The organism is Flavobacterium sp. GCM10022190 (assembly GCF_042656445.1).
GTDB lineage: Bacteria > Bacteroidota > Bacteroidia > Flavobacteriales > Flavobacteriaceae > Flavobacterium > Flavobacterium nitratireducens.
Genome location: NZ_JBHSOQ010000002.1, coordinates 489543 through 513795, shown reverse-complemented (window position 1 = coordinate 513795; position 24253 = coordinate 489543). Strand labels below are relative to the sequence as shown.

The following is a 24253-nucleotide window of genomic DNA, read 5'->3' as shown; positions in this document are numbered from 1 at the left end:
AACTACAAAAAACGAATCAACCAAAAATATTCAACATTATCTTATGAAAACGAATAAAGAAAGAATTCAAGAAATAAAAAACAATGGATATAACATTTCTTTTGAAAATGTATTTAATATAGCTTTTGAAAATTATAAAAAGATCGCTCTTTATGCAGGTTTATTGGTATTAGTTTCCTCTGTGTTTTTGTGTATTATTGCTTTCTTCATAATAGCATTCACCTTTGGAATAGACAATTTCATGAAAGTAATACAACCTGAAAATCTGGATCCTAAAAAATTTTCTGATGAATTTTTAATAATTTACATCGGAAGTTTAACCTTATTTAGTTGTTTAGTAAGTCCCTTTTCAGCAGGATTAATTAAAATGGCTCATTGCGCTGATATTGACGAAGAATTTCATGTAAGTACAGCATTCGAATATTATCAATTCAAATATTTTAAGGAACTTTTTCTAGCCACTTTAACTATTTCGCTTTTAAATTTTGGAATTTCATCCGTATTAGATGCATCAGGAATTCCTGCCCTTGGATTAATGGGATCTTTAACAATCTCTTTGCTCAGTATACTGACTGTTCCTTTTATTATTTTTAGTGATTGTAAAGCGTTTGAAGCTCTAAATAACAGTTTTGCTTTAATTTCGAAAAAACCACTACTTTTCTTACTAATTATGGCTGTTACTTATATTTTTGTTGTGACTGGTTTTTTTGTATTCTTTGTTGGTCTCTTTTTTACTTTGCCCTTTTTATACTCGATGTATTATGCTATTTTTAAAACAGTTGTAGATTTTAAGTAATCCCTTTCAAATTAAATTTAGTGTTTTATAATTAAACGCTTTCGCCTTTTTCTTTTAAATAATTACTATTTTTAGAAAAATTTATATCAGCATTTTTATCCTAAAAAAATTAATGTTTTAAAACTAAGAAGACATTACAAAATATATGCTCAATACTTTATTAAATAGTACTAATTATATTGGAAATAATAATTTTCATGCCATAAACATGTTTGATTTGTTCGATCAACTTACTATCAATAAAGACATCTACCGCATAGTAATACCCTTTATTTTTTTGATTGTTTTTTTGTTAATCTACAAATTTCATCAAATAAAATATTCTATTGGAAACAAGTTCATCAAAAATTTCAATTCAGATGACGCTGAAAGAAAAGAATACCAACTTTATTTCCTTTTTTTAGGTCTGATTGTTCTCATATTAGAATTAAGTTTTGAATATTTTAAAGTAAGACCTAAAAGTCTTTTCTCTATCAATTCAGCTATTTCGTTAATTCTTATGGGGATAGCTTATCTAAGCTATAAATCGAAATATATTTATCAGAATATTAAAAAAATTTTTCGAGTTGTCTATGTGATAGCTTTTATACAAGTATCCTCCAATTTAATAAAATTAGAAAATGATAATATCCCTTTTTTAAGTTTTTTATTATTTATTTATTTTTCATATACAACACTCAAACCATTAAAGTTGTATATTTTATTTATTGGTGCTGCATTATGTTTTTTAAGTATTACTTTTTTTCTAAAATGGGCTCCAGAAAACAAAATCACGGTTGTATTTAATTATACCTTAATAATTATTTTTATTAATTACATCCGACATATGTCGCATAAAAATTCCAGTAACAAACTGGAATTTTACAACCAAATCATCAATAAAGGAAATTCCCTTGTAATGGCTAAGGACGAAACAAACAGAATTGTATTTTGTAGTGAAAGTGCCAAAGACATACTGGGCTATGAAATAGACGATTTAATGGGTTTTGGTTATTACAACTTAACGGAACATCCAGATAAAATTGTTAATGAATCTTTTGAAAGTCAAATCAATGACCGAATTTTTGTCAGACGTTTAAAATGTAAAAATGGAGAAATCAAATACATTCAATGGAAAAACAAACAATTTTCTAAAAATTTGATTATCGGAATTGGACAGGATATAACTAATGAAATTCAAATTCAAAATCGATATAAAAACCTAATTCAAAATGCACTAGATTTCATTTACGAATTCGATTTAAATGGAAACATTGTATTTGCAAATAATTACACCCTAAAAACATTAGGTTATGAGGAAGATGAAATTCTAAACCAACACTATTCAAAATTTATTCGAAAAGATTATTTAGATTTTTTAAAATCATTTTATCATAGTACCGAGGAAGGAGAAAATGAATTTCCAACATTAGAAATTCCTGTTTTGAAAAAAAATGGAGAAATAATTTGGATTGCTCAAAAAGTAATAATTTCAGGAGATGATTTTGGTAAAAACAAAAAATACTCCAGTATTTCCCGAGACATTACTTATGTTAAAAATATAGATATAGAGAAACAAAAAAGAAACGAGAAAAATAAAAAATACACAGAAAGCCTAAAGAAATTTACATCAAAAAGTTTTTCGAGCGAAGATACTATAGAATCAAAACTGAAATCAATTTTAGAAAATACTACTCAAACTATTGAAACAGATAAAGCAAGTTATTGGGAATATGCAAGTGATAAAATTGTTTGTTTACTTTCTTATGATTCAAGAAACAACTCATTTACAGAAGGAACTGTTTTAACCAAAGAAAAATATCCTCAATTATTTCAAGCTCTAGAAAACAAAACTCCAATCGTAGTTTCTAATATCAAAAACTATCCAATTTCAAAAGAACTACAATCTACTATTGTTGAAAATCAGGATGTGATCTCATTTATAAAAACACCTGTATTTATTAACGGTGAACTCGTTGGATTAATTTGTATCGAATCCTCCCATGTAGTAAAACAATGGGATAATGAAGATATTAATTTTACTCGAGCAATTGCGGACAGTATTGCCTTTGCTTTTGAATACAAAAAAAGATTGCAAATAGAACAAAGGCTCACCTACAAAAGTGAATTGCTTTCAGCAATGAACTTGTGCACAGAACGATTTTTGAATGTAAAAAACATTGATGATGTATTTGCTGATGTATTAATTATCATTGGAAAAGCAACAAATTCGTACCGCAGTTTTTATTACCAAAATGATCCTATAAATCAAACACTTAGTCAAAAACACCGTTGGACAAAAGGGAATGATAAACTAAATAAGACTGATCCTAACTATCAAAATTTACCTTATTCTTTTTTTGGGGAATTCAACCCTGAAAAGATTGAAAACAAAGTATACCAATGCCAAATTTGGCAAATAGAAGACCAAAATTTAAGAAAGAAATTAGAAACACTAGAGGTAGTTTCTATTATTCTACTTCCTGTATTCGTAAAAAATAAATTTCACGGAATACTCGGGTTGAATGATTTGAACGAAAACCGTATCTGGGCCGAAGATGAAATTCAAATCTTACAAACCCTTACAATGAATATTGGGTCTTCTATTGAGCGAATAGAAACTGAAATCGCCATAAACGAAAGTGAAGAAAAATTTAGATTGTTAGCTAACAATATTCCTGGAACCGTCTATCTTTCTGAAAATGATGAAGATTTTAGCAAAATATACTTAAACGATGAAATTGAAAAACTTACAGGATATCCAAAAGAAGAATTTCTAGAAAAAAGAATCGTATTTAAAGATTTAATACACCCTGAAGATTTAGAAAAAACAATTACTAAATCAACTCAAAAGCTTGCCAAATTAGAACCTTTCCACCTTACTTATCGCATTTTTAATAAAAAAGGAAACATTATTTGGATAGACGAATTTGTAGACACCGTTGTCAAAAATGGAGAAATAAAATACATTGAAGGTATCATGCTTGATATCAGCAAACGTAAAGAGGCAGAAAAAGCAATAAAAGAAAAAGAATATGCCGAAACTGCTAACAGAGCCAAATCTGAATTTCTAGCCAATATGAGTCATGAAATTCGTACACCTCTTAATGGTATTATTGGTTTTACGGATTTATTGATGAAAACGAAACTTGATGATGTCCAAGAAAAACACATGATCACTGTAAGTCAATCGGCTCATACCTTATTAGAAATTGTAAATGATATATTAGATTTCTCTAAAATTGAAGCAGGCAAACTCGAATTACTCATCGAAAAACATGAAATTAAAGAATTATTACATCAAGTAATCGATCTAATTCAATACGAAGCCACTCAAAAGAAAATAAAACTAGAGCTAAATATTGATGCTAATGTACCCCATTTTGTTTGGCTCGATATCGTACGAATCAAACAGATCTTGATAAATTTATTGTCAAATGCTGTTAAATTCACAGAAGAAGGTAGCGTAAAATTAAATGTAGATTTATTAGAAAAAAAATCAGATGATCAAACTCGCCTACGTTTTTCAGTAGTTGATACCGGAATTGGAATTTTAGAACAAAATCAAACAAAAATATTCAAAGCCTTTTCACAAGGAGACACCTCTACCACTAAAAAATTTGGAGGTACTGGACTAGGACTGACTATTTCAAACAAACTTCTTAATTTGATGAACAGTCATTTAGAACTTAAAAGTGAACTTGGAAAAGGAAGTTGTTTCTATTTTGACCTTGATTTAAAGACAATTAACGAAATTACCGAAAACAAACAAGATTCAGTACCGAATACTATTGCCGACCATTCTAACCTTATTAGAATCAATCCCAAATTACAAAATACAAAGATTTTATTGGTAGAAGATAATAAAATCAATATGTTGTTGTTAAAAACAATAATTAAAAATAGCCTTCCCGAAGCTCAAATATACGAAGCTTCAAATGGAGAAGAAGCAATCCTTAAATTTGAAAATGTTTTACCTGATATCATTTTCATGGATATTCAAATGCCAATTATGAACGGATATGAAGCTACCGAAGCAATACGAAAACTTGAAAAAGGAATAATTGTACCTATTATTGCTATCACAGCAGGCACAGAAAAGGACGAAAAAAACAAATGTTTCGAAATGCAAATGAACGATTATGTGTCAAAACCAATTGTAAAAGGTATCGTAGAACAAACATTACTAAAATGGATTAAATAATAAATCCTTATAAAATGAAATGGATAGGACGTAGACAAAGTAACAATGTCGAAGACAGAAGAGGAATGTCATCTGGAGGAAAAACTATAGTGGGAGGTGGTGTAATTGGATTAATAATTCTTTTAGTTCAAATTTTTGGCGGAGAAAACGCTCAAATGATAACTCCTGTTTTAGAACAACTTAACGAAGGACAAAATTCAGCTATCGAGCAAAGAGAATTAACTCGTGATGAGTTAGAAGAACAGGCATTCATAAAAACACTATTAGCAGATAACGAAGAGGTTTGGACTAAAATTTTCGAAGAAAACAATTTAGTTTACGATAAACCAACTGTTGTCCTATTCAGTCAAAGGGTTCAAACGGCTTGTGGTAATGCTACTTCCGCTTCAGGTCCTTTCTACTGTCCAGCAGACCAAAAAGTATACATGGATTTGACTTTCTTCAATGAACTAAAAACTAGATTTGGAGCCAAAGGTGGCGATTTTGCAACAGCATATGTACTTGCTCATGAAATAGGACATCATGTTCAAACGCTTTTAGGTACTTCAGCAAAAATGAGGCAAATGCAAGAAGGACTTAGTAAAACTGAAGCCAATAAACTGTCAGTTGCTTTAGAACTTCAAGCTGATTTTTATGCTGGAATATGGACACATTACAATCAACAAATAAACAATATACTTGAACAAGGTGATATAGAAGAAGCTTTAAGTGCCGCACAAGCTGTAGGTGATGATGCCATTCAAGCCAAAATTCAAGGCCATATAGTTCCGGAATCATTTACTCATGGTACTTCTGAACAACGAAAATATTGGTTTTTAAAAGGATATAAAACAGGAGATATTAAACAAGGAAATACTTTTAAAGAACTCGACCTCTACTAAAAAAATTCTTTAAAAGATAGTTAAAATTAAAATTATTGAGCTTAGTTACACAACTAAGCTTTTTTTAGATAAAATAAATTCTTCTTTAATTAATATGTAACATAAAATACATTTGACATTAGGCAAGTATAAAGTTTTGAATAAAACAATTTTAAATAGTATCAATAATTTAAAAAAGGATAAACCATAACCCACAAAAAAAGCTTAGCTGGAAAACCAACTAAGCTTTTTCTATTTGATAATAATCTGGTTAAGACTATTCTTTGGTAGTTCTTTACAAATATTCTCCGTGTTGAGAGATATCTAATCCTAATTCTTCTTTATCCTCACTAACTCTTAATGGAGTGATTTTGTTTACAATAAAGAATAATGCATAAGAAGCAGCAAAAGCAAATACAGATACAATTACTAAAGCTGTTAATTGGTTGATGAATAATGTAGATTCACCAAAGATAAGTCCTTGATCAACAACAGCAGCGTTAATATCTTTTGAAGCAAAAACTCCTGTTAACAACATACCTACCATACCACCTACTCCGTGACAAGCAAATACATCTAACGCATCATCAATTTTACCTTTAGGGAATTTACTCACCATAAAGTTACTTATGATACTACTGAATAATCCAATGAAGATTGCGTGTGGTAAACTTACAAATCCAGCAGCTGGAGTAATAGCAACTAATCCAACAACAGTTCCTATACAAGCTCCCATTGCAGATAGTTTATGTCCTAAAATTTTATCCATAAATACCCAAGCCATACCTGCAGCAGCAGCAGCAACTGTAGTTGTTCCTAAAGCTTGAACAGCTAATCCATTAGAACCTAAAGCAGATCCTGCGTTGAAACCAAACCATCCAAACCATAATAGTCCTGTACCTAATAATACATAAGTAATACGAGCAGGATTTACTTTTTGTACTTTTCTTTTTCCTAAGAAAATGGCACCAGCAAGTGCAGCCCATCCAGCACTCATGTGTACTACTGTTCCTCCAGCGAAATCTAATACTCCCATTTTAAAGAACAATCCATCAGGATGCCAAGTCATATGACATAATGGAGCATAAATTACTAGGATAAACAATACCATAAACAACATATAAGCCCAAAAACGAATTCTTTCAGCAAAAGCTCCTGTTATTAAGGCTGGAGTAATGATAGCAAATTTAGCTTGAAATAAAGCAAATAACATAAAAGGAATAGTACCAGCTAAACTCCATGCTGTATTAGTACCTACACCTTGAAAGAATGGATACGTAGTTGGATCTCCAATGATTCCACCCATAGTAGTACCAAAAGACAAACTAAAACCTACTACAATCCATAAAACAGTTACAATAATCATTGCCATAAAACTTTGCAACATTGTACTAATCACATTTTTTTTACCAACCATACCTCCATAAAAGAATCCTAATCCTGGAGTCATTATTAATACTAATGCTGTTGCTACAATCATCCAGGCAGTATCACCTGTATCAAATTTAACAGCTTCTGATGGAACTGGGTTTCCAGTTAAGATAAAACTTGAAAATAGTGTCACGACTAACATCGCAATCATAATAACACTTAAACTTACTTTTCTCATTATTTTTGGTTTTAAAATTTTCTCAAAAATATAAAACTATGAATAACCCCCATAAAAATACCCCCTATTTCTTTTAACTTTTATCATTTAAACAGTTTACCCCCCTAAATTTTGATACATAAAACCATAAAACAGACAAAAAATAACGATTTGTTAAATTCAAAAAATCCAAATTAACATTTTATTTGATTTTCCTTACTTAAAAAGCAAGAATTTAAACACAAAAATGAAAATACTACAGCCAAAACAGAGTAATGCTGTCATTTTTATTGAAAAAACAATAATTTTAAAGACATTGTATGTTAAAAACACAATAAAAACAAACAAAACAAAAAGCTGTAACAATCTCTTACAAAAAAAATTACATTCTAACTTTCTAGTTTATAAAAAATACTTATTTTTAAAATTCATTAATACAATTATGTAAAAAAACACCTAAAAGAAATAATTAATGCCAAAAAATAAAACGATTAAATGGGGAATCATTGGACTAGGGAATATTGCTCATAAATTTGCATATGAATTAAAATTAGTAAATGGAGCTGAATTAGTTGCAGTTGCCTCAAGAAGTAAAGAAAATGCAGAAACTTTCGCCAATATGCATCATTGCGCAAAAGCCTACGACTCTTATGAAGCAATAATGAAAGATGATACTATCGACATTTTATACATAGCAACTCCTCATAATTCACATGCCGAACTTAGCCTTCTAGCCCTAGAAAATAACAAACATGTACTTTGTGAAAAACCAATAGCACTAAATTATCCTGATGCCGAAAAAATGATAGCTGCTTCAAAAAAACACAACAAGTTTTTCATGGAAGCTTTCTGGACAAGATTCAACCCTTCTTTCAAAGCTACTTTTGAAAATGTAAAAAAAGGAGAAATTGGTCAAATCCATTATATCAATGCCGATTTTGCTTTTTCAGCAAAAGGAAAAAACAGAAACAGATTATTTGATTTAAAATTGGGTGGTGGTTCTCTAATGGATATAGGGGTATACCCTCTGTTTCTAGCATATACACTTTTAGGTATTCCAGAAAAAATTCATGCACAATCTATTTTTCACTCTTCAGGAGTAGATGCTCAAACAGCTATGATTTTACAATATTCAGATGCACAAGCTATTCTATACTCCGGAATTTGCCACACTTCTAATATGAAGGCAACCATAAGCGGTTCTGAAGGCAGAATCAATATCGATACTATTTGGCATATGGCCGAATCTTATACCGTAGTTAAAAACAATACCAAAACAAAATACTCCTTACCTACTAACGGCATGGGATATACCTACGAAATCGAGGAATGCCATCAATGCATCCAAAACAATGTGATAGAAAGTCAATTATGGTCGCATCAAAACAGTTTAGATCTCATTAAAATCGTCGACGAAGTAAAAAAACAAATTGGGTTAGCCTTTCCTGTATAATTCTAATTTAAATTAAACCTAATTCCATTAAAACATTAATAGTATGCTAGTAAAAGTTTTCGGTAGTGCCGTTTTTGGAGTGGAAGCTACTACTATAACAGTCGAAGTAAATATAGATAAAGGCGTAGGCTATCATTTAGTAGGACTGCCAGACAATGCGATTAAAGAAAGTAGCTATCGAATTGCGGCTGCATTAAAAAACAATGGCTATATGCTGCCTGGTAAAAAAATAACCATCAACATGGCGCCTGCTGATTTACGAAAAGAAGGTTCAGCATACGATTTGACACTTGCCTTAGGGATATTGGTTGCATCGGGACAAATTAAAGGAGATGAAATTGACCAGTATATTATTATGGGCGAATTGTCTCTTGATGGAAGTCTCCAACCCATAAAAGGGGCATTACCCATTGCAATCAAAGCCAAAGAAGAAGGTTTTAAAGGCTTTTTCCTGCCTAAACACAATGTAAAAGAAGCTGCTATTGTCAAAGGACTTGATGTATATGGAGTAGAAAATGTACAGGAAGTTATTGATTTTTTTGAAGGAAAAGGCAATTTAGAACCAACAAAAATCGATACTCGAGCCGAATTCTACAAAGATTTAGATTTTCCTGAATTTGATTTTTCCGATGTTAAAGGACAAGAAAGTATTAAAAGATGTATGGAAATAGCTGCTGCGGGCGGACACAATATTATCTTAATTGGCCCTCCTGGAGCAGGAAAAACCATGTTAGCCAAACGCTTACCTAGCATCCTCCCTCCTATGACTTTACACGAAGCTTTAGAAACTACCAAAATTCATAGTGTGGCTGGAAAATTAAAAGAGGTGGGATTAATGAATCAACGACCTTTTCGAAGTCCGCATCATACCATTTCAAATGTAGCACTCGTTGGCGGCGGTAGTTACCCACAACCGGGAGAAATCTCTATGGCACATAATGGTGTTCTATTTTTAGACGAATTACCCGAATTCAAGCGCGATGTTTTGGAAGTGATGCGCCAACCATTGGAAGACCGAGAAGTAACCATTTCCAGAGCCAAATTTACAGTTACCTATCCTTCATCGTTTATGTTAGTGGCGAGCATGAACCCTAGTCCGAGTGGTTTCTTCAACGATCCTAATGCTGCCCAAACCGCTTCGCCATACGAAATGCAACGGTATTTGAGTAAAATCTCTGGTCCACTATTAGACCGAATTGATATTCATATAGAAGTAACACCTGTTCCTTTCGAAAAATTATCGGATAATCAAAAAGCAGAAAGCAGTATGACCATTCGTGAAAGAGTAACTGCTGCCCGCGAAATTCAATCGGCGCGATTTGAGAACATCGATAAAATTCATTATAATGCACAAATGAACACCAAACACATTCGCGAATTTTGCGAATTAGATGACGCTTCTAAAAACTTATTAAAAAATGCGATGGAAAGACTTAATCTTTCAGCTCGGGCCTACGACAGGATTTTGAAAGTAGCACGCACCATCGCCGACTTAGAAGCTTCTCCCGAAGTAGGTTCGTCGCATATTGCCGAAGCTATTCAGTATCGAAGTTTGGACAGAGATGGTTGGCTAGGGTAAATGTTATGAGTTTAATTTAATTCTCAAAACACTTTTAGTGGTATCATCAATCCTGAATCTTTCATCCTGACGAATTCCAACCACCCAAACGATCTGGTTTCCAGACCAAAGCACCCAAGTATTTTCTTTTTCGATCAGTGATAATTTTTCATCCTTAAAAAGTTTACTTAACTTTTTTGTTTTTCCGTTCATCCCAAAAGGCTGAAAACTATCACCTTCTTCCCATTTTTTTAATACCAAAGGATAAACCAATAGGTCTTCGTCCACAAAAATAGTCGAGTGAGAAACATTCTCAATTTTACTTACTTTTGAAAAAGAAAGTTGCAAAGGTGTTTCAATAGTTTTTATATCTTTTTCAATAAAAAAGACTTCTGCTTCTTCCTCCTGAATCGGACTTAAAATCAAAGTCGTTCTATCTTTCAACAAACGGAAATCAGCCGAAAAAACCTGTTTTCCAGATTGGGCTTCTACTAATTCATAAACATCCTCCCAAGCTGTAAAACCAAACTCATTTAACCATTGGTACAAATAGGATTTATAATTGGGTAATCGTAATAATTGTTCTAAATTGAATACAATAGTATCACCTTCTTCTTTCGCTACTTGTTGATAGACCATTACAGCTGCATCTTCAACTAATTCTTGAGATTCTTGAAGATATGTTTGCGTTTTTTGAAAGCTTTCCAGAAATTTAGGATTTAATTCTTTCAACAAAGGAACAAGATGATGCCTGATTTTATTTCGTAAATATTTATCAGAAGCATTGCTGCTATCTTCACGCCATTGAATATGATTTTGCTTAGCATATTCCTGAATTTCTTCTCTGGAAAAAACCAATAAAGGACGGATAATTTTATCGTTTTGAGCAGGAATTCCAACTAACCCTTCTAAACCAGTTCCCCGACTCAGATTAATCAAAAAGGTTTCAATGTTATCATCAGCATGATGGGCTGTTACAATATAATCATATCCTTCTGTTTCTAATAATTCATAAAACCAATTGTAGCGCAATTCACGAGCTGCAATTTGAGTAGAAAGCTTGTAGTCATTTGCGAAAGCTTCAGTGTCAAATTGGGTCAAAAACAACGGAATCTGATTAGTATTTGCATACTCCTGAACAAAATTTTGATCGCCAAAACTTTCCAAACCTCTCAACTGAAAATTACAGTGGCACAGCGCAATATCAAACCTTAATTGATGTAATAAATGAACCATAACCATACTATCAATTCCTCCACTAGTAGCCAAAAGCAATTTGCTTTTATTCAAAAAAGGAAAATTTTGATTGATATGTTCTTTGAGCTTATCGAGCATGGATTTGGAATATAATTTATTTTAAAACTTCAAACATCGCTTTTGCCTTGAGCAAACATTCCTGATATTCATTTTCAGGAACCGAAAGCGACGTAATCGCACTACCTACCGAAAAAGACAAATACTGATTTTGTTGATTGTATAGAATACTTCGAATAACTACATTAAAATCAAAATCGCCCTCAGGAGTAAAATAACCCACCGCACCACTATACAAACCTCTTTTAGTTTCTTCCAATTCTTCGATGATTTTCATCACAGAAATCTTTGGTGCTCCCGTCATACTCCCCATTGGAAAAGTAAATCTTAAAGCATCAACTGCAGTATGTTGCGGGTCTAATTTTGAAGTAATAGTTGAAATCATTTGATGTACCTGTAAGAACGAATAAATACCACATAATTCCGTTACTTGAACAGAACCTTTTTGTGCTGTATGTGATAAATCATTACGAACTAAATCGGTTATCATGATATTTTCGGCACGTTCTTTAGCATTATTTGCTAATTCGTTTTTGGATTTTTCATCTTCTTCTGGATCTGAAAACCGTTTTGCAGTTCCTTTGATAGGCTGAGAAATAATGGTATCTTCTTCTTTTTTCAAATAACGCTCTGGAGAGGCTGATAACAAATATTGTTTGTGATTTTTGAAAAACACGGCAAAAGGTGGCTTCGAAATTTCATTTAACTTTAAAAATACTTCCAATGGTTCGATTTGAGCATTTTCAGCATAGAATTCCATGCAAAAATTAGCCTCATACAAATCCCCTCTATGAATGTAATCCAACATTTTACTAGCTTTTTCTAGATACGATTTAGCCGAAATACGCTGTTGGATATTAACTTTTGAAGACTTTGTTTCAAAATCACTTCCCATTGACAAAATCTCTTTCCAGTCATCTTCCAGTTCATCATCACAAAAGTGCAAATAACGAATTTCAAGTTGGCTCCCTTTTGCTAAAAACAATTTCTTAGGCTGATAAAAAAACAAATCCGGAAAACCCAAACCGTCAAAATTGTTGGATTGCAATTCTTCAGTATCGTTTTTTAAATCATAAGACAAATACCCAAAAAGCCAATCTTTACTGGATTGTTGGTATTGCTTTAAATCTTCAAAGGCATTAAAATAATCTGTTTTAATAGAAGTAAAAGCATCAACTGCCAATATCCAATCGTAATTTGAATACTCTTGTTGGTAATTATTGCTATCCATAAAAGTCACTTCTCTAAATTGTTGTGACCACAATAACAACTTTCTTTTGAAATCGTCTTGATCCGTTATGTCTTGTATAAAAGATGTTCTCAAAGTAAAATTTTAAAAGGTAAAATTACAATAAAAAAAAGAGTTGGCTTATAAGATTTTTCACTAAACAACGTTTTAGTTAAATAAATTCTAAAAGAGATTTTTCGTGTTAAAAATTAATACATTTGATATAAATTTTTTAAAGAATTTAGAGAGACGAAAAACAAAACACCAACCTCAAAAACAGAATTCTCTATGAACAGAATCGCTAAAACCAGCCTTATTGTCCTAACAATTTCAACAATCATTTTTAGTTGTAAAAAAGCAGAAGTAAATGAAAATAGTGAAGTTAGTGAAGTACAACTAAGTAATACCGAAACAATATCTTCTTCAGCTGCAGTAGCCAAAGAGGATAGTACACATAAATTTATTCGCACCGCTGATCTAAAATTCAAAGTAAAAAACGTACCCCAAAGCACTTATTACATTGAAAACATTGTTAGTAAGTTTGATGGATTTGTTAGTTTCACAAATCTCCAAAGCAATATTATTGAACAAAATAAAACTAAAATTAGTCAAGACAGTACACTAGAAACTACTCGTTATTCTGTAGAAAACAACATCACAATACGCGTACCAAACAAACGACTAGATACTGTACTAAAAAGTATTGCTAAACAAATTGATTTTCTGGATTATAGAGTAATTAAAGCCGATGATGTTTCATTAAAAATACTCGCCAATCAACTTTCGCAAAAAAGAAGTGCTACTAAAGAAAAAAGAGTTGAAAAAGCGATTGATACAAAAGGTAAAAAAATCAACGACATCATGGATGCCGAAAATAATTTGGCCAACCAAAAAGAACAAAAAGATGCCGCTACACTTGAAAATTTATCCCTTCAAGACCAAATCAACTTTAGCACCTTAACAATCCAAATTTACCAAAGTGAGACTTTTAAACAAGAATTAATTGCTAACACTAAAGATTACAATGATTACAAGCCTAATCTTGGTTTCCGTATTATTGATTCTCTTAAAACAGGATGGAATGTTTTGCTCGATATTATTGTTTTCATTTTACAAATTTGGTGGTTTTTCATTATTGGAATAGCTGCTTGGTTTTTATTTAAGAAATATAATTCTAAAGAATAATTTCAATAAAAAACACAAAAGGAAAAAAGAAACAACTAAAGAAAACATTCACATTTACATCTAAACAACTGTGTATTAATTATTAAATTAACAAATATTCCTGCAATAATTGTTTAAAATTGAAAATTCAGTTTATTTTTTTTGTAAATTTACGATACACAGAAAACAAAATTACAATAAACCCCCAACTTTGATTGTAATAACAATCGTTTTTCTGATGGAACACGGTTACCAAGGGAGAGTTTTCACCAACATGAAAGAGACAAACCGCACAGATTTTTTTTGATTTGCTAACCCATAAACCCTATATATCATGAAAATCGCAACCCTTATTGTTCGTACGCTCATGGGAGCCATGTTTCTTTGTACTTCTATTAGTTACTTTGTCCTTTCCAATCCAGAACCAGCTACTACAGGTGATTTCAAAGCTTTTCAAGTTGGATTAATTGCCTCAACTTATTTAATGCCATTAGCAAAATCAGTTGAATTTTTGTGTGGATTATCATTCTTGACAGGAAAATTTACTACTCTTGCTAACATTGTAATTTTTCCTGTTATCATCAATATTTTATTAATTAATTATTTTCTAAGACCTACAGATTTACCTATAGCAATTGCAGTCTTTGCAGGCAATATATTTCTTATTTACAGCCACTGGCACAATTACGAAGGTTTATTCAAAATGAATGGTTAAAAATTACTCCAAAAAAAAGTCCCGGATAAAAACTCGGGACTTTTTTTATATCTAAAAACAGCGTTTATTAAACGTGAATCGCTCTGTTATCAGTTGCTGCTAATGCTGCTTCTTTTACTGCTTCCGCAAATGTTGGATGCGCATGAGACATTCTAGAAATATCTTCAGCAGAAGCTTTGTATTCCATTGCTACAACTGCCTCTGCAATTAAATCAGCTGTTCTTGCTCCAATCATGTGAACACCTAATACTTCATCCGTTTTAGCATCTGCTAAGATTTTTACAAATCCATCTAAATCAGCACTTGCTCTTGCACGACCTAAAGCTTTGAATGGGAAACTTCCTGATTTGTATGCTACACCTTCAGCTTTTAATTGCTCTTCTGTTTTTCCAACAGCGGCAACTTCTGGCCAAGTATAAACAACACCCGGAATTAAATTATAATCGATATGTGGTTTTTGTCCTGCTAAGATTTCAGCAACCATAGTTCCTTCTTCCTCTGCTTTGTGCGCTAACATCGCACCACGAACTACATCACCAATCGCATAAATATTTGAAGCGGTAGTTTGCAAATGATCGTTTACTTCAATTTGACCTCTTTCAGTGATTTTAACACCTGCAGCTTCAGCATTCAATCCGTCAGTGTATGGACGACGACCTACTGATACTAATGAATAATCTCCTTCAAGAGTAATAACCTCACCTTTTGCATTCTCTGCTTTCACCGTTACAACATCGCCTGCTCTTTCAACAGATTGCACTTTGTGAGAAGTATAGAATTTCATTCCTTGTTTTTTCAAGACTTTAGTCAATTCTTTAGACAAAGCACCATCCATTCCTGGAATGATTCTGTCCATGAATTCCACTACCGATACTTGAGCTCCCAAACGTAAATACACCTGTCCTAATTCGATTCCGATAACTCCTCCACCAATGATCACAAGGTGTTTAGGCACTTCTGTTAGGCTTAAAGCTTCAGTAGATGTAATGATTCTTTCTTTATCAATTTTGATAAAAGGCAAAGAAGACGGTTTAGAACCAGTAGCAATGATAGTATGTTTTGCTTCAATAGTTTCAGAAGTACCATCAGCTTTAGCAATAGCAACATGAGTAGCATCTACAAAGGAACCTAAACCATTGAAAACAGTAATTTTGTTTTTATCCATCAAGTAGTTAATTCCACCAGAAGTTTGATCTACGACTGCTTTTTTACGAGCAATCATCTTCTCTAAGTTCACTTTTACTTCTCCTGCAACTTCAATACCGTGATCTGCAAAATGAGCAATTTCAGCATAGTGATGAGAAGAAGACAATAAAGCTTTAGAAGGAATACATCCTACATTTAAACAAGTTCCTCCAAGAGTGGAATATTTTTCGATAATAGCTGTTTTAAAACCTAGTTGCGCACAACGAATCGCTGATACATATCCTCCAGGTCCCGAACCTATAACGACTACGTCAAATGAATTCATAGTATATTTTTTTTGTATGTTTTTATATATTGAGCGACAAAATTAAGGAATTCTTACTGGTTTAAACTTTAAAGTTTAGGATATTTTGTTATAAATCAACAAAAATAAACATTGCACTAAAAAAGCATACCCACTGAATCCGATTGCTTTATCTTCAAACAAAGCCATAAATCAAAGTTGAATTTTAACAATAATATAACAGATTCTCCCTAATAGTTCGGATAATTAAAAGATTAAACTCCGAGTCAATTTGTTATTTTTGTTTCCTTAATTTAAAAAATCAAACTTGATGAAAAAACACATTCTAGGGTTTTTATTAGTGGGTAGTTTTGCAATGGCTCAAAATTTAACCATTGAAGAAACAGTAACAGGTCCTCGAAAATACGCCCCAATCACTCAAGTAGCCCAACAATGGCGAAAAGACAGCAAATCCATTAGCTTTTTAAGTAATGATTATGCAACTTTATTAGAAAAAAGCGCTCAAAACGGCTGGAAAGCCACCTCTTTGGCTACCAAATCTGAATTTGAAGCAGCGCTTAAAGACAAAATCCCAACTGATATTTTTAGTTTAAGAATATTTCCTTACGAAATTAAATGGAAGAACGCTACTTCATTTGATACTGAGGTAACAGGAAAAAACAACAATTACAAAGTAACTTTTGACGTAAATAGCAAAAAAATAACTGCCGTAGTAATTCTTCCTAATGATGCTGCACAACTAAAAATAGCCTCAAACGACAATGTAGCTTGGACAAAAGAAAACAACATTCGCATTACAACTCCTAGCGGAAAAGTACTTGAAGTAACTAATGACACTAACAAAGGGATTGTAAATGGTTCCGATTACGTTCACCGTCAAGAATTTGGAATCGATAACGGAATATGGTGGAACGCTGATGGAAGTCAATTGGCTTTTTATCGAAAAGACGAAACAATGGTTGGTGATTACCCAATTATCAACTGGAACGAACGCGAAGCAGTAAACAATAACATCAAATATCCAATGGCGGGTATGACCAGCGAAAATGTCACCGTTGTAGTCTATGATGTAGCCTCACAAAAAAGTATTACTATCCAAACTGACGAACCTAAAGAACAATATTTAACGATGGTTACTTGGGAACCTACTGGTAAGTTTATTTATATTGGCGTTTTAAACAGAGAGCAAAATCATCTAAAATTAAACAAATATGATGCGAAAACTGGTTCTTTTGTCAAAACTTTATTCGAAGAAAAAGCAGCAACTTGGGTAGAACCACAACACGCCTTGACATTTGTTCCAAACAATCCATCACAATTTATTTACCAAACCGATAACCTCGGTTTCAACCAAATGTATTTATACAATACCGATGGAAAACTTTTAAAAAATCTTGGTTACAAAGATGTTATCGTAAAACAAGTTCTGGGATTTGATGCTACAGCCAGCAAAATCAATTACCTAGGAGTAACAAATTCAGGTTTAGAACAGCAATTGTTCCAAGTAGATTTAAAATCAGGAAAAACAACACAATTAACTTCTATTTCTGGAGTGCATGCTGCATCTGTTTCTTCAGATGGAAGTCTAATTTTAGACCAATACAGCAACACTGCTACGCCAAATGAAATTTCGATTCTGGATGCTAAAAATCCTTCGAAAGCGACCGTTTTAGTAAAGGCTGAAAATCCTTTCACAGGAAAAATCAATTTACCAAAAATCGAAATGGTCGATTTAGTATCCGCTGACGGAAAAACACCATTGCACGGAAGAATTATTTATCCGGCTAATTTTGATGCAACTAAAAAATATCCCGTAATGGTGTATTTATACGGTGGTTCGCATGCGCAATTAGTTAGTAACAAATGGTTAACGGGTGCTGGTTATTTTGATTTGTACATGGCACAACAAGGATATATTGTCTTCACTATGGATAATCGTGGTAGTGATAATCGTGGAAAGAAATTCTGCGATGTGAATCACCGTCAATTGGGTGTGAACGAAATGGCCGACCAAATGAAAGGAATTGAATTCTTAAAATCCAAATCATTTGTGGATGCTGATAAAATTGGAATCTTTGGTTGGAGTTTTGGTGGTTTCATGACTACTTCGTTAATGACCAACCAAGCCGATACATTCAAAGTAGGTGTTGCCGGTGGTCCTGTAATCGACTGGAAATATTACGAAGTAATGTATGGTGAAAGATACATGGATACCCCACAAGAAAACCCAGAAGGTTATGCTAAAGCCTCTTTATTAGATAAAGCTAAAAACCTAAAAGGAAGATTATTAATCATCCACGGTGCTCAGGATCCTGTAGTGGTGCAACAACATAGCATGAACTTTGTGGAGTCTTGTATCAAAGCAGGAAAACAAGTAGATTACTTCTTATACCCTAACCACGAACACAATGTAGGTGGTTATGACAGAATCCATATGTATGCTAAAATTGCTGATTATTTTAATGTGCATTTAAAAAAATAAGCTTGTCTTAAAACTGAAAAATCCCGTCTCGCATATAAATGAGACGGGATTTTTTTATTTGTTCTGTTCGAAAACAAAATTCATCAATCAGCGATAAATATTCCCTTTATGCCCATCATTTTTTAGTAAGAAAAAAGCTTTTCTACCTATCCTACCCATTTTTCCTCAACGATGTCTTTGCGAGCGATAGCGCGGCAATCTCATCTAGTAATTCTAAAAACCAATTTATGCTATGATTGTTATCGACTGTCGATCATATCCGAGCGGTCTGGAGTTTTTATTATAAATCTACATAGCCGATTATGGTAAATCAACACAGTCTGATTTTCTTTTACTTTGCATAGTCAGTTTTATATTTGCTTTTCAACCACAAAAACCAAATCACTTTCATAAATTGTAAAAGTGATATAATTATTTTCTTCTTTATAAATTATTTTCATGATGTTATAATTATCACTTTTTGACCTAATATGGATAATAGAATTGTCTTGAGTAATCCATTTTTTTCCATTGGTCATATTGGTTAACATTTTGAATAACTTTGAATTACTTTTTGAAGTCATTAAAAATGAATGGTCTTTCATAAATTTATAAAGTGACTGTGGCAAAACTATCTGTAATTTCTTTAAAGTTAGGATTGCTATTTGATTTAACTATTCGTTTAACAATTCAATTTCCTGTAACTTTCTCATCAATTGTATTTTGCGATACTGTAATATTCGAAAATAACAATAAAATAAGTGTTATAAATATATTTTTCATATTTCTCCTTTAAAACCTATACAAACTCTTCTCGATATGAGCACGAGCAAGATGCTCGCGCTAGCTGTTTTTTTTTATTCTAATGTTAGGTTGTTCAATTTTACAAAATCTTTTAAGTCTTTTTCCCAACCCGGAAATTTTTTAAATTCTTCTTTTCTGGTTTTTAAAACTTCAAAACCTTTATTAAAAGTTTCTTTATCTTTTAATAATTTAATTGCTTCCATTATTAATAACAAACCGTAAGTATTTTCGTTTATTTTGAGTTTCTCAATGAATGAATTTTTAACTATCAATAAACTTTTTTTGTCGTTTAATTCTTTTACAAAATTTGGCAAACCTAAATCCTCGCTTTCGATTATGTTATTTTCTAAAGCTTTTAAATATTCTTCTTTAGATATTTTTTTTAACTCGTTTAAGATATGGATTAATTTACCTTCTTTATTCCAAGTCAAACCACTTTCCATATTTTCTACGAAATCACTATCATCGTAAATATTTTTATGAATAATTTCTGATTTTCCTTTTAGCATTAAACCATTAAATAAGAAATTTTTTGTCTCTATTTTTGAATGCCTTTTTTTATAATTATCGAGAATATTATATGAGATTATTTTATTTGTAAGCCATAATTTTTCTAATGCTGGATAAAATAATTCACATTTATTCATTTCAATTTGATTGTAAATTGTGCTTAAACAGTTATTCCCACAATCATTATTTTTTAAATCTTCAATTTTGAGTTGAATAGCTTTTTCAACTGTTTTAACAGTTTCGGGAGTGCAAGATTTTGCTAAAGCAAACATATATTGAAAGTCATCAAACTTAATATTAGCTTCTAATATTTCTCTAAATTTTTCGTTTGGAAATTCTTCAATTGCAGGTAAAGCATCAATTCCGAAGCTTTTAATTAATTCTATATCTTTTTCTTTTTTATATTTTGCAATAGTGACTAATAGGGCAGAAGACTTATTTTCTATCACAATATTTCTTATTGGTTCATAGAATTCTTCATTTTGCGGAATCCAATAATTTATGCTTTCCAATAATTTTATATTTACTGGATTTTTATTTAATATTTTACGAATTAATATTTCTTTGTTTGAAGTTATTTCATCTTTTGAATAGTTTTGATTAAAAGTTAAACTTTGAAAAATAAAGTTTGGAAAACTTGTGCTATCTGATAAACATTCAGTTGCATAAACTAAGGCGTATTTCGAATCAATCAAATTATCATAAACATCAAACACTTTTTCACTTTTTCTATTTATTAGCGTTTCAATTGAAATTCCTTTTGTGAATGTGTTTTTACCATTTAATGAAAGATAAACTAATTCTTCTTCAGTCGCTTTTTTGTTTAGCAATTTTGAAATAGAATCATTTTTCCAACCGATTGCATTGAAAGTTTTATAATCCTCAAAAGGTTTAATAAAACTTTCTAATTCTTTCGATATTTGAGAAATACAATTAATAAAATTGAAAAGTAAAATGCTTAATATTATTCTTTTCACAATTTTTTAGGTTAAAATGTCTGCCAACTAATATATACACGCATAAATTAAAGCCGTTATATTCCTTATCGACATGTTATTCGCATATTTTAGTTTAAATTATTGTGTATTATTTTTTAAACAAATTTAAAAATATTTCTTACATAAAAAAGAAAAGCGTTACAAATAAACAAAAAAAGCTACACTCCTTTCGAAGCATAGCTTTTTGTATTTGTCATTGCAATTGTTATTGTCTTATTTCAAACAGCTTTTTAAAATACTTACCGGATGTTGGGCTTCGCGGCTGGTACCGTCGTATATCTGGTGACGGCAAGAAGTTCCTGCAGCTGCAATGGCAACATCGGCTTCGGTAGCCCTAATTTTAGGGAATAAGGTGTCCTCACCCATTTTCATACTAATGTCGTAATGCTCTGCTTCGTAACCAAAAGAACCTGCCATTCCGCAACAACCGGAGTTGTAAATGGTAACAGTATTGTTTTTAGGCACATTCAGCATCGCGAAAGTAGCTTCAACAGCACTTAATGATTTTTGGTGGCAGTGTCCGTGGATTTTAATCTGCTTTTCAGCCGTTGAAAATTGTCCTGCATGAATACGTCCCGCCAGAATTTCTTTCTTGAAAAACTCTTCAATCGTAAAGACGTTTTTGGCTAATTTTTGCGCGGCATCTTTATCTTCCGCTAAACGTAAATATTCATCTCTAAAAGTCAATATCGCCGAAGGTTCCAACCCAATTAACGGACAATCTTCGGTAATGATTGGCGCAAAAGTAGCCACGTTTTTAACTGCCAGCATTTTGACTTCTTCCAGGAATCCTTTTGACAAATAAGCCCTACCGCTTTCTTCATGATCCACCGTAATGACTTCGTAACCTAATTGCGTCAACAATTCGAAAGCATCAATTCCTACATTCACATCGTAATAATTGGTAAATTCATCACAAAACAACACCACTTTTTTACCAATGCCATTGCTTTTGTTTTTTCCGTTTTTCTCCAGCCATTTCCTGAAAGTCGTTTTGGCCAAATGAGGTACTTCACGTTCCGGAGCAATTCCCATCGCTTTTTTTACCATGGAAAGATTCGAAACAATATTGGTCAACGACGGAAACAAACTTCCCATCTTGTTCATTTTGGCATTGTTTGCAAATAATTTGTTACGCAACGAAAAACCATTTACCTTTTGGTATTGGTATAAAAATTCGGCTTTTAAAGTTGCCACATCCACATTCGAAGGACATTCGCTGGCACAAGCCTTACAGCTCACGCACAATTCAAAAACTTCGTATAATTCCTTATAATCGAATTTATTTTCCTTGTCTGAATGCGTCAAATATTCTCGTAAAGCGTTGGCACGCGCACGAGTGGTATCTTTTTCATTACGAGTAGCGCGGTAACTTGGGCATAAAGTTCCTCCTGCCGAAGGCATTTTTCTACAATCGCCGGAACCGTTACATTTTTCGGCAGCACGTAAAATCCCTAAACTATCCGAGAAATCCTGAATGGTTTTGATATCCGGTTCTACCCTGCCTGCTTCAAAACGGAAGTTTTCATCCATTTTTAAGGCATTGACAATTTTCCCCATATTCAATACTGAATTCGGGTCGAAAGCCAATTTTACTCTTTTTAGTAATTCGTAGTTCTTTTCGCCAATCATAAAAGGTAAAAACTCCCCTCTTACAATTCCGTCTCCGTGCTCACCACTTAGCGAACCACGGTATTTTTTGACCAAAATAGCCACTTCGGTAGCGATATTTCTAAATTGGTAAACGCCCTCTTTGGTTTTTAAATTCAACACCGGACGCAGGTGCAATTCGCCCGCACCCGCATGCGCATAATAAATCGCCGATTGTCCGTGGCGTTCCATCATCGCTGAGAAATCGGCTATATAATTAGGCAAATCACTCAATTCAACCGCTGTATCTTCAATAGAATCGGCTGCTTTGTCATCACCTACGATACTTCCTAAAAGCCCCAAACCAGCCTTACGTAATTCGTTTACTTTTTCGATATCCGCACCATACAATTTTGGCGAAGCATAACCAAAATTACTCGCTTCTAAATCACGGATTAAATCATCCGCCTGTTTTTCGGCTTCGTCCATACTGATGTACGAACCTACCTCAAATAGCATAATCGCTTTGGGTTCACCCTGAATAAAAAAACGGTTTTTGCTTTGCTCCTTATTGTGTTTGGTACAATCCAAAATGGTATCATCAATCATTTCGCAGGTGTACAAATGATGCTTCATGGCGATCATCACCGCCTCCAAACTCTCTTGAATACTATTAAAATGCGTCACCACCATGATATTATTAGATGGTGGTAAATCGTCTACTTTTAAGGTAACTTCGGTAGTAATGGCAAGCGTTCCCTCGCTTCCGCAAAGGAGTTTCCCAACATTAATGGTTGGTTCCGTTCCTCCAAATAAATCCGATTTTAGCAATACATCTACGGCATAACCGGTATTGCGACGGTGAATTTCAGGTTTTGGAAATTCGTTTTTAATTTCCTGCTGATTCGCCTCATTGGATAATTCTTCGTACAATTTTCTGTAAATAGCACTTTCTAAAGAATCGCCTTTGGTTTTTTCGATAAATTCAGCCGAAGTTATGGTATTGAAAACGGCTTTCGAACCATCGGCTAAAACGGCTTTGATTTCTACAATTTTATCACGGGTTACCCCATAACGAATGGAAGTCGTACCCGAAGAATTGTTTCCTACCATTCCCCCAATCATACAGCGATTAGAAGTCGAAGTATTGGGTCCAAAAAAAACGCCATGAGGTTTTAGGAATAAATTCAATTCGTCGCGAATGACCCCTGGTTGTACCGTAACGGTTTTATTTTCAGCATCAAAAGCCAATATTCCGGTAAAATATTTCGAAACATCTACCACAATTCCGTTCCCAACAGTTTGTCCCGCTAAGGAAGTTCCTGCGGTTCTGGGAATGAGGGTAGTTTTGTTAGCAATCGCAAATTGTACCAATCGAACGATGTCCTCCACCGACTTAGGCAAGGCAACTGCTTGAGGAATAATACGATATGCCGAAGCATCCGTAGCATATAAGGTTTTATGTAAATTATCGTAAAAAAGATCTCCTTCTAAAGAATCAGCCAATTGCTCTAAAGTGTGTGAATTAGACATAATCGAATTATCTTTTGTGTATTTTGAATACGGTTTTTATAAAATCAT

At 32.7% G+C, this 24253-nt stretch carries 15 protein-coding genes; 8 read left to right on the top strand and 7 right to left on the bottom strand.

All coding sequences use genetic code 11. The features are described 5' to 3' along the window. Positions 1–43: 43 nt before the first annotated feature. From ACFPTQ_RS09050 to ACFPTQ_RS09040, 3 genes are all read left to right on the top strand, one after another. Positions 44–796 carry a hypothetical protein gene (locus ACFPTQ_RS09050; protein WP_379776589.1) on the top strand — a complete coding sequence of 251 codons (753 nt, stop codon included), beginning with the start codon at positions 44–46 and terminating at the stop codon, positions 794–796. Positions 797–1487: 691 nt separating this feature from the next. Next, entirely contained in the window at positions 1488–4979 is a 3492-nt protein-coding gene (locus ACFPTQ_RS09045) for a PAS domain S-box protein (protein WP_379776586.1), read from the top strand. Positions 4980–4993: 14 nt separating this feature from the next. Beyond that, positions 4994–5860, top strand: a complete 867-nt coding sequence (locus tag ACFPTQ_RS09040; RefSeq protein WP_379776584.1) for a neutral zinc metallopeptidase — start codon at positions 4994–4996, stop codon at positions 5858–5860. Positions 5861–6134: 274 nt separating this feature from the next. Here the strand turns inward: ACFPTQ_RS09040 and ACFPTQ_RS09035 are convergent, their stop codons facing one another. Then, positions 6135–7448: an ammonium transporter gene (locus ACFPTQ_RS09035; RefSeq protein WP_379776581.1), complete on the bottom strand. Its 1314-nt coding sequence runs from the start codon at positions 7446–7448 to the stop codon at positions 6135–6137. A 451-nt stretch (positions 7449–7899) separates the two neighbouring features. Here ACFPTQ_RS09035 and ACFPTQ_RS09030 point away from each other — a divergent pair, with 451 nt between their 5' ends. After that, positions 7900–8880, top strand: coding sequence for a Gfo/Idh/MocA family protein (locus ACFPTQ_RS09030; protein ID WP_379776578.1), 981 nt, complete (start codon positions 7900–7902; stop codon positions 8878–8880). A gap of 43 nt (positions 8881–8923) precedes the next feature. Then, positions 8924–10459 (top strand): YifB family Mg chelatase-like AAA ATPase, encoded by a 1536-nt coding sequence (locus ACFPTQ_RS09025; protein ID WP_379776576.1) that lies wholly within the window; start codon positions 8924–8926, stop codon positions 10457–10459. Positions 10460–10462: 3 nt separating this feature from the next. On the opposite strand, the gene tilS is transcribed toward ACFPTQ_RS09025, so the two are convergent. Both tilS and ACFPTQ_RS09015 read right to left on the bottom strand, forming a co-directional pair. Next, entirely contained in the window at positions 10463–11773 is a 1311-nt protein-coding gene (tilS, locus tag ACFPTQ_RS09020) for a tRNA lysidine(34) synthetase TilS (protein WP_379776573.1), read from the bottom strand. A gap of 16 nt (positions 11774–11789) precedes the next feature. After that, entirely contained in the window at positions 11790–13076 is a 1287-nt protein-coding gene (locus ACFPTQ_RS09015) for an anthranilate synthase component I family protein (protein WP_379776570.1), read from the bottom strand. A gap of 192 nt (positions 13077–13268) precedes the next feature. On the opposite strand from ACFPTQ_RS09015, the gene ACFPTQ_RS09010 reads away from it, so the two are divergent. Further along, positions 13269–14165 (top strand): DUF4349 domain-containing protein, encoded by an 897-nt coding sequence (locus tag ACFPTQ_RS09010; protein ID WP_379776569.1) that lies wholly within the window; start codon positions 13269–13271, stop codon positions 14163–14165. A 313-nt stretch (positions 14166–14478) separates the two neighbouring features. Beyond that, positions 14479–14859, top strand: a complete 381-nt coding sequence (locus ACFPTQ_RS09005) for a DoxX family membrane protein (RefSeq protein ID WP_278035481.1) — start codon at positions 14479–14481, stop codon at positions 14857–14859. Between the two features lie 67 nt (positions 14860–14926). On the opposite strand, the gene lpdA is transcribed toward ACFPTQ_RS09005, so the two are convergent. After that, entirely contained in the window at positions 14927–16330 is a 1404-nt protein-coding gene (gene lpdA, locus ACFPTQ_RS09000; RefSeq protein ID WP_379776566.1) for a dihydrolipoyl dehydrogenase, read from the bottom strand. A 289-nt stretch (positions 16331–16619) separates the two neighbouring features. Between lpdA and ACFPTQ_RS08995 the strand changes: the two genes are divergently transcribed. Further along, positions 16620–18791: a S9 family peptidase gene (locus ACFPTQ_RS08995; RefSeq protein ID WP_379776564.1), complete on the top strand. Its 2172-nt coding sequence runs from the start codon at positions 16620–16622 to the stop codon at positions 18789–18791. A 350-nt stretch (positions 18792–19141) separates the two neighbouring features. Here the strand turns inward: ACFPTQ_RS08995 and ACFPTQ_RS08990 are convergent, their stop codons facing one another. From ACFPTQ_RS08990 to ACFPTQ_RS08980, 3 genes are all read right to left on the bottom strand, one after another. Beyond that, positions 19142–19375: a hypothetical protein gene (locus ACFPTQ_RS08990; RefSeq protein ID WP_379776561.1), complete on the bottom strand. Its 234-nt coding sequence runs from the start codon at positions 19373–19375 to the stop codon at positions 19142–19144. A 252-nt stretch (positions 19376–19627) separates the two neighbouring features. Further along, the gene (locus ACFPTQ_RS08985; protein ID WP_379776558.1) at positions 19628–20914 is read right to left on the bottom strand and encodes a hypothetical protein; all 1287 of its coding nucleotides are present in this window, start codon (positions 20912–20914) and stop codon (positions 19628–19630) included. 381 nt (positions 20915–21295) lie between these two features. Further along, the gene (locus ACFPTQ_RS08980) at positions 21296–24205 is read right to left on the bottom strand and encodes an FAD-binding and (Fe-S)-binding domain-containing protein (protein ID WP_379776555.1); all 2910 of its coding nucleotides are present in this window, start codon (positions 24203–24205) and stop codon (positions 21296–21298) included. Between the last annotated feature and the right edge of the window lie 48 nt (positions 24206–24253).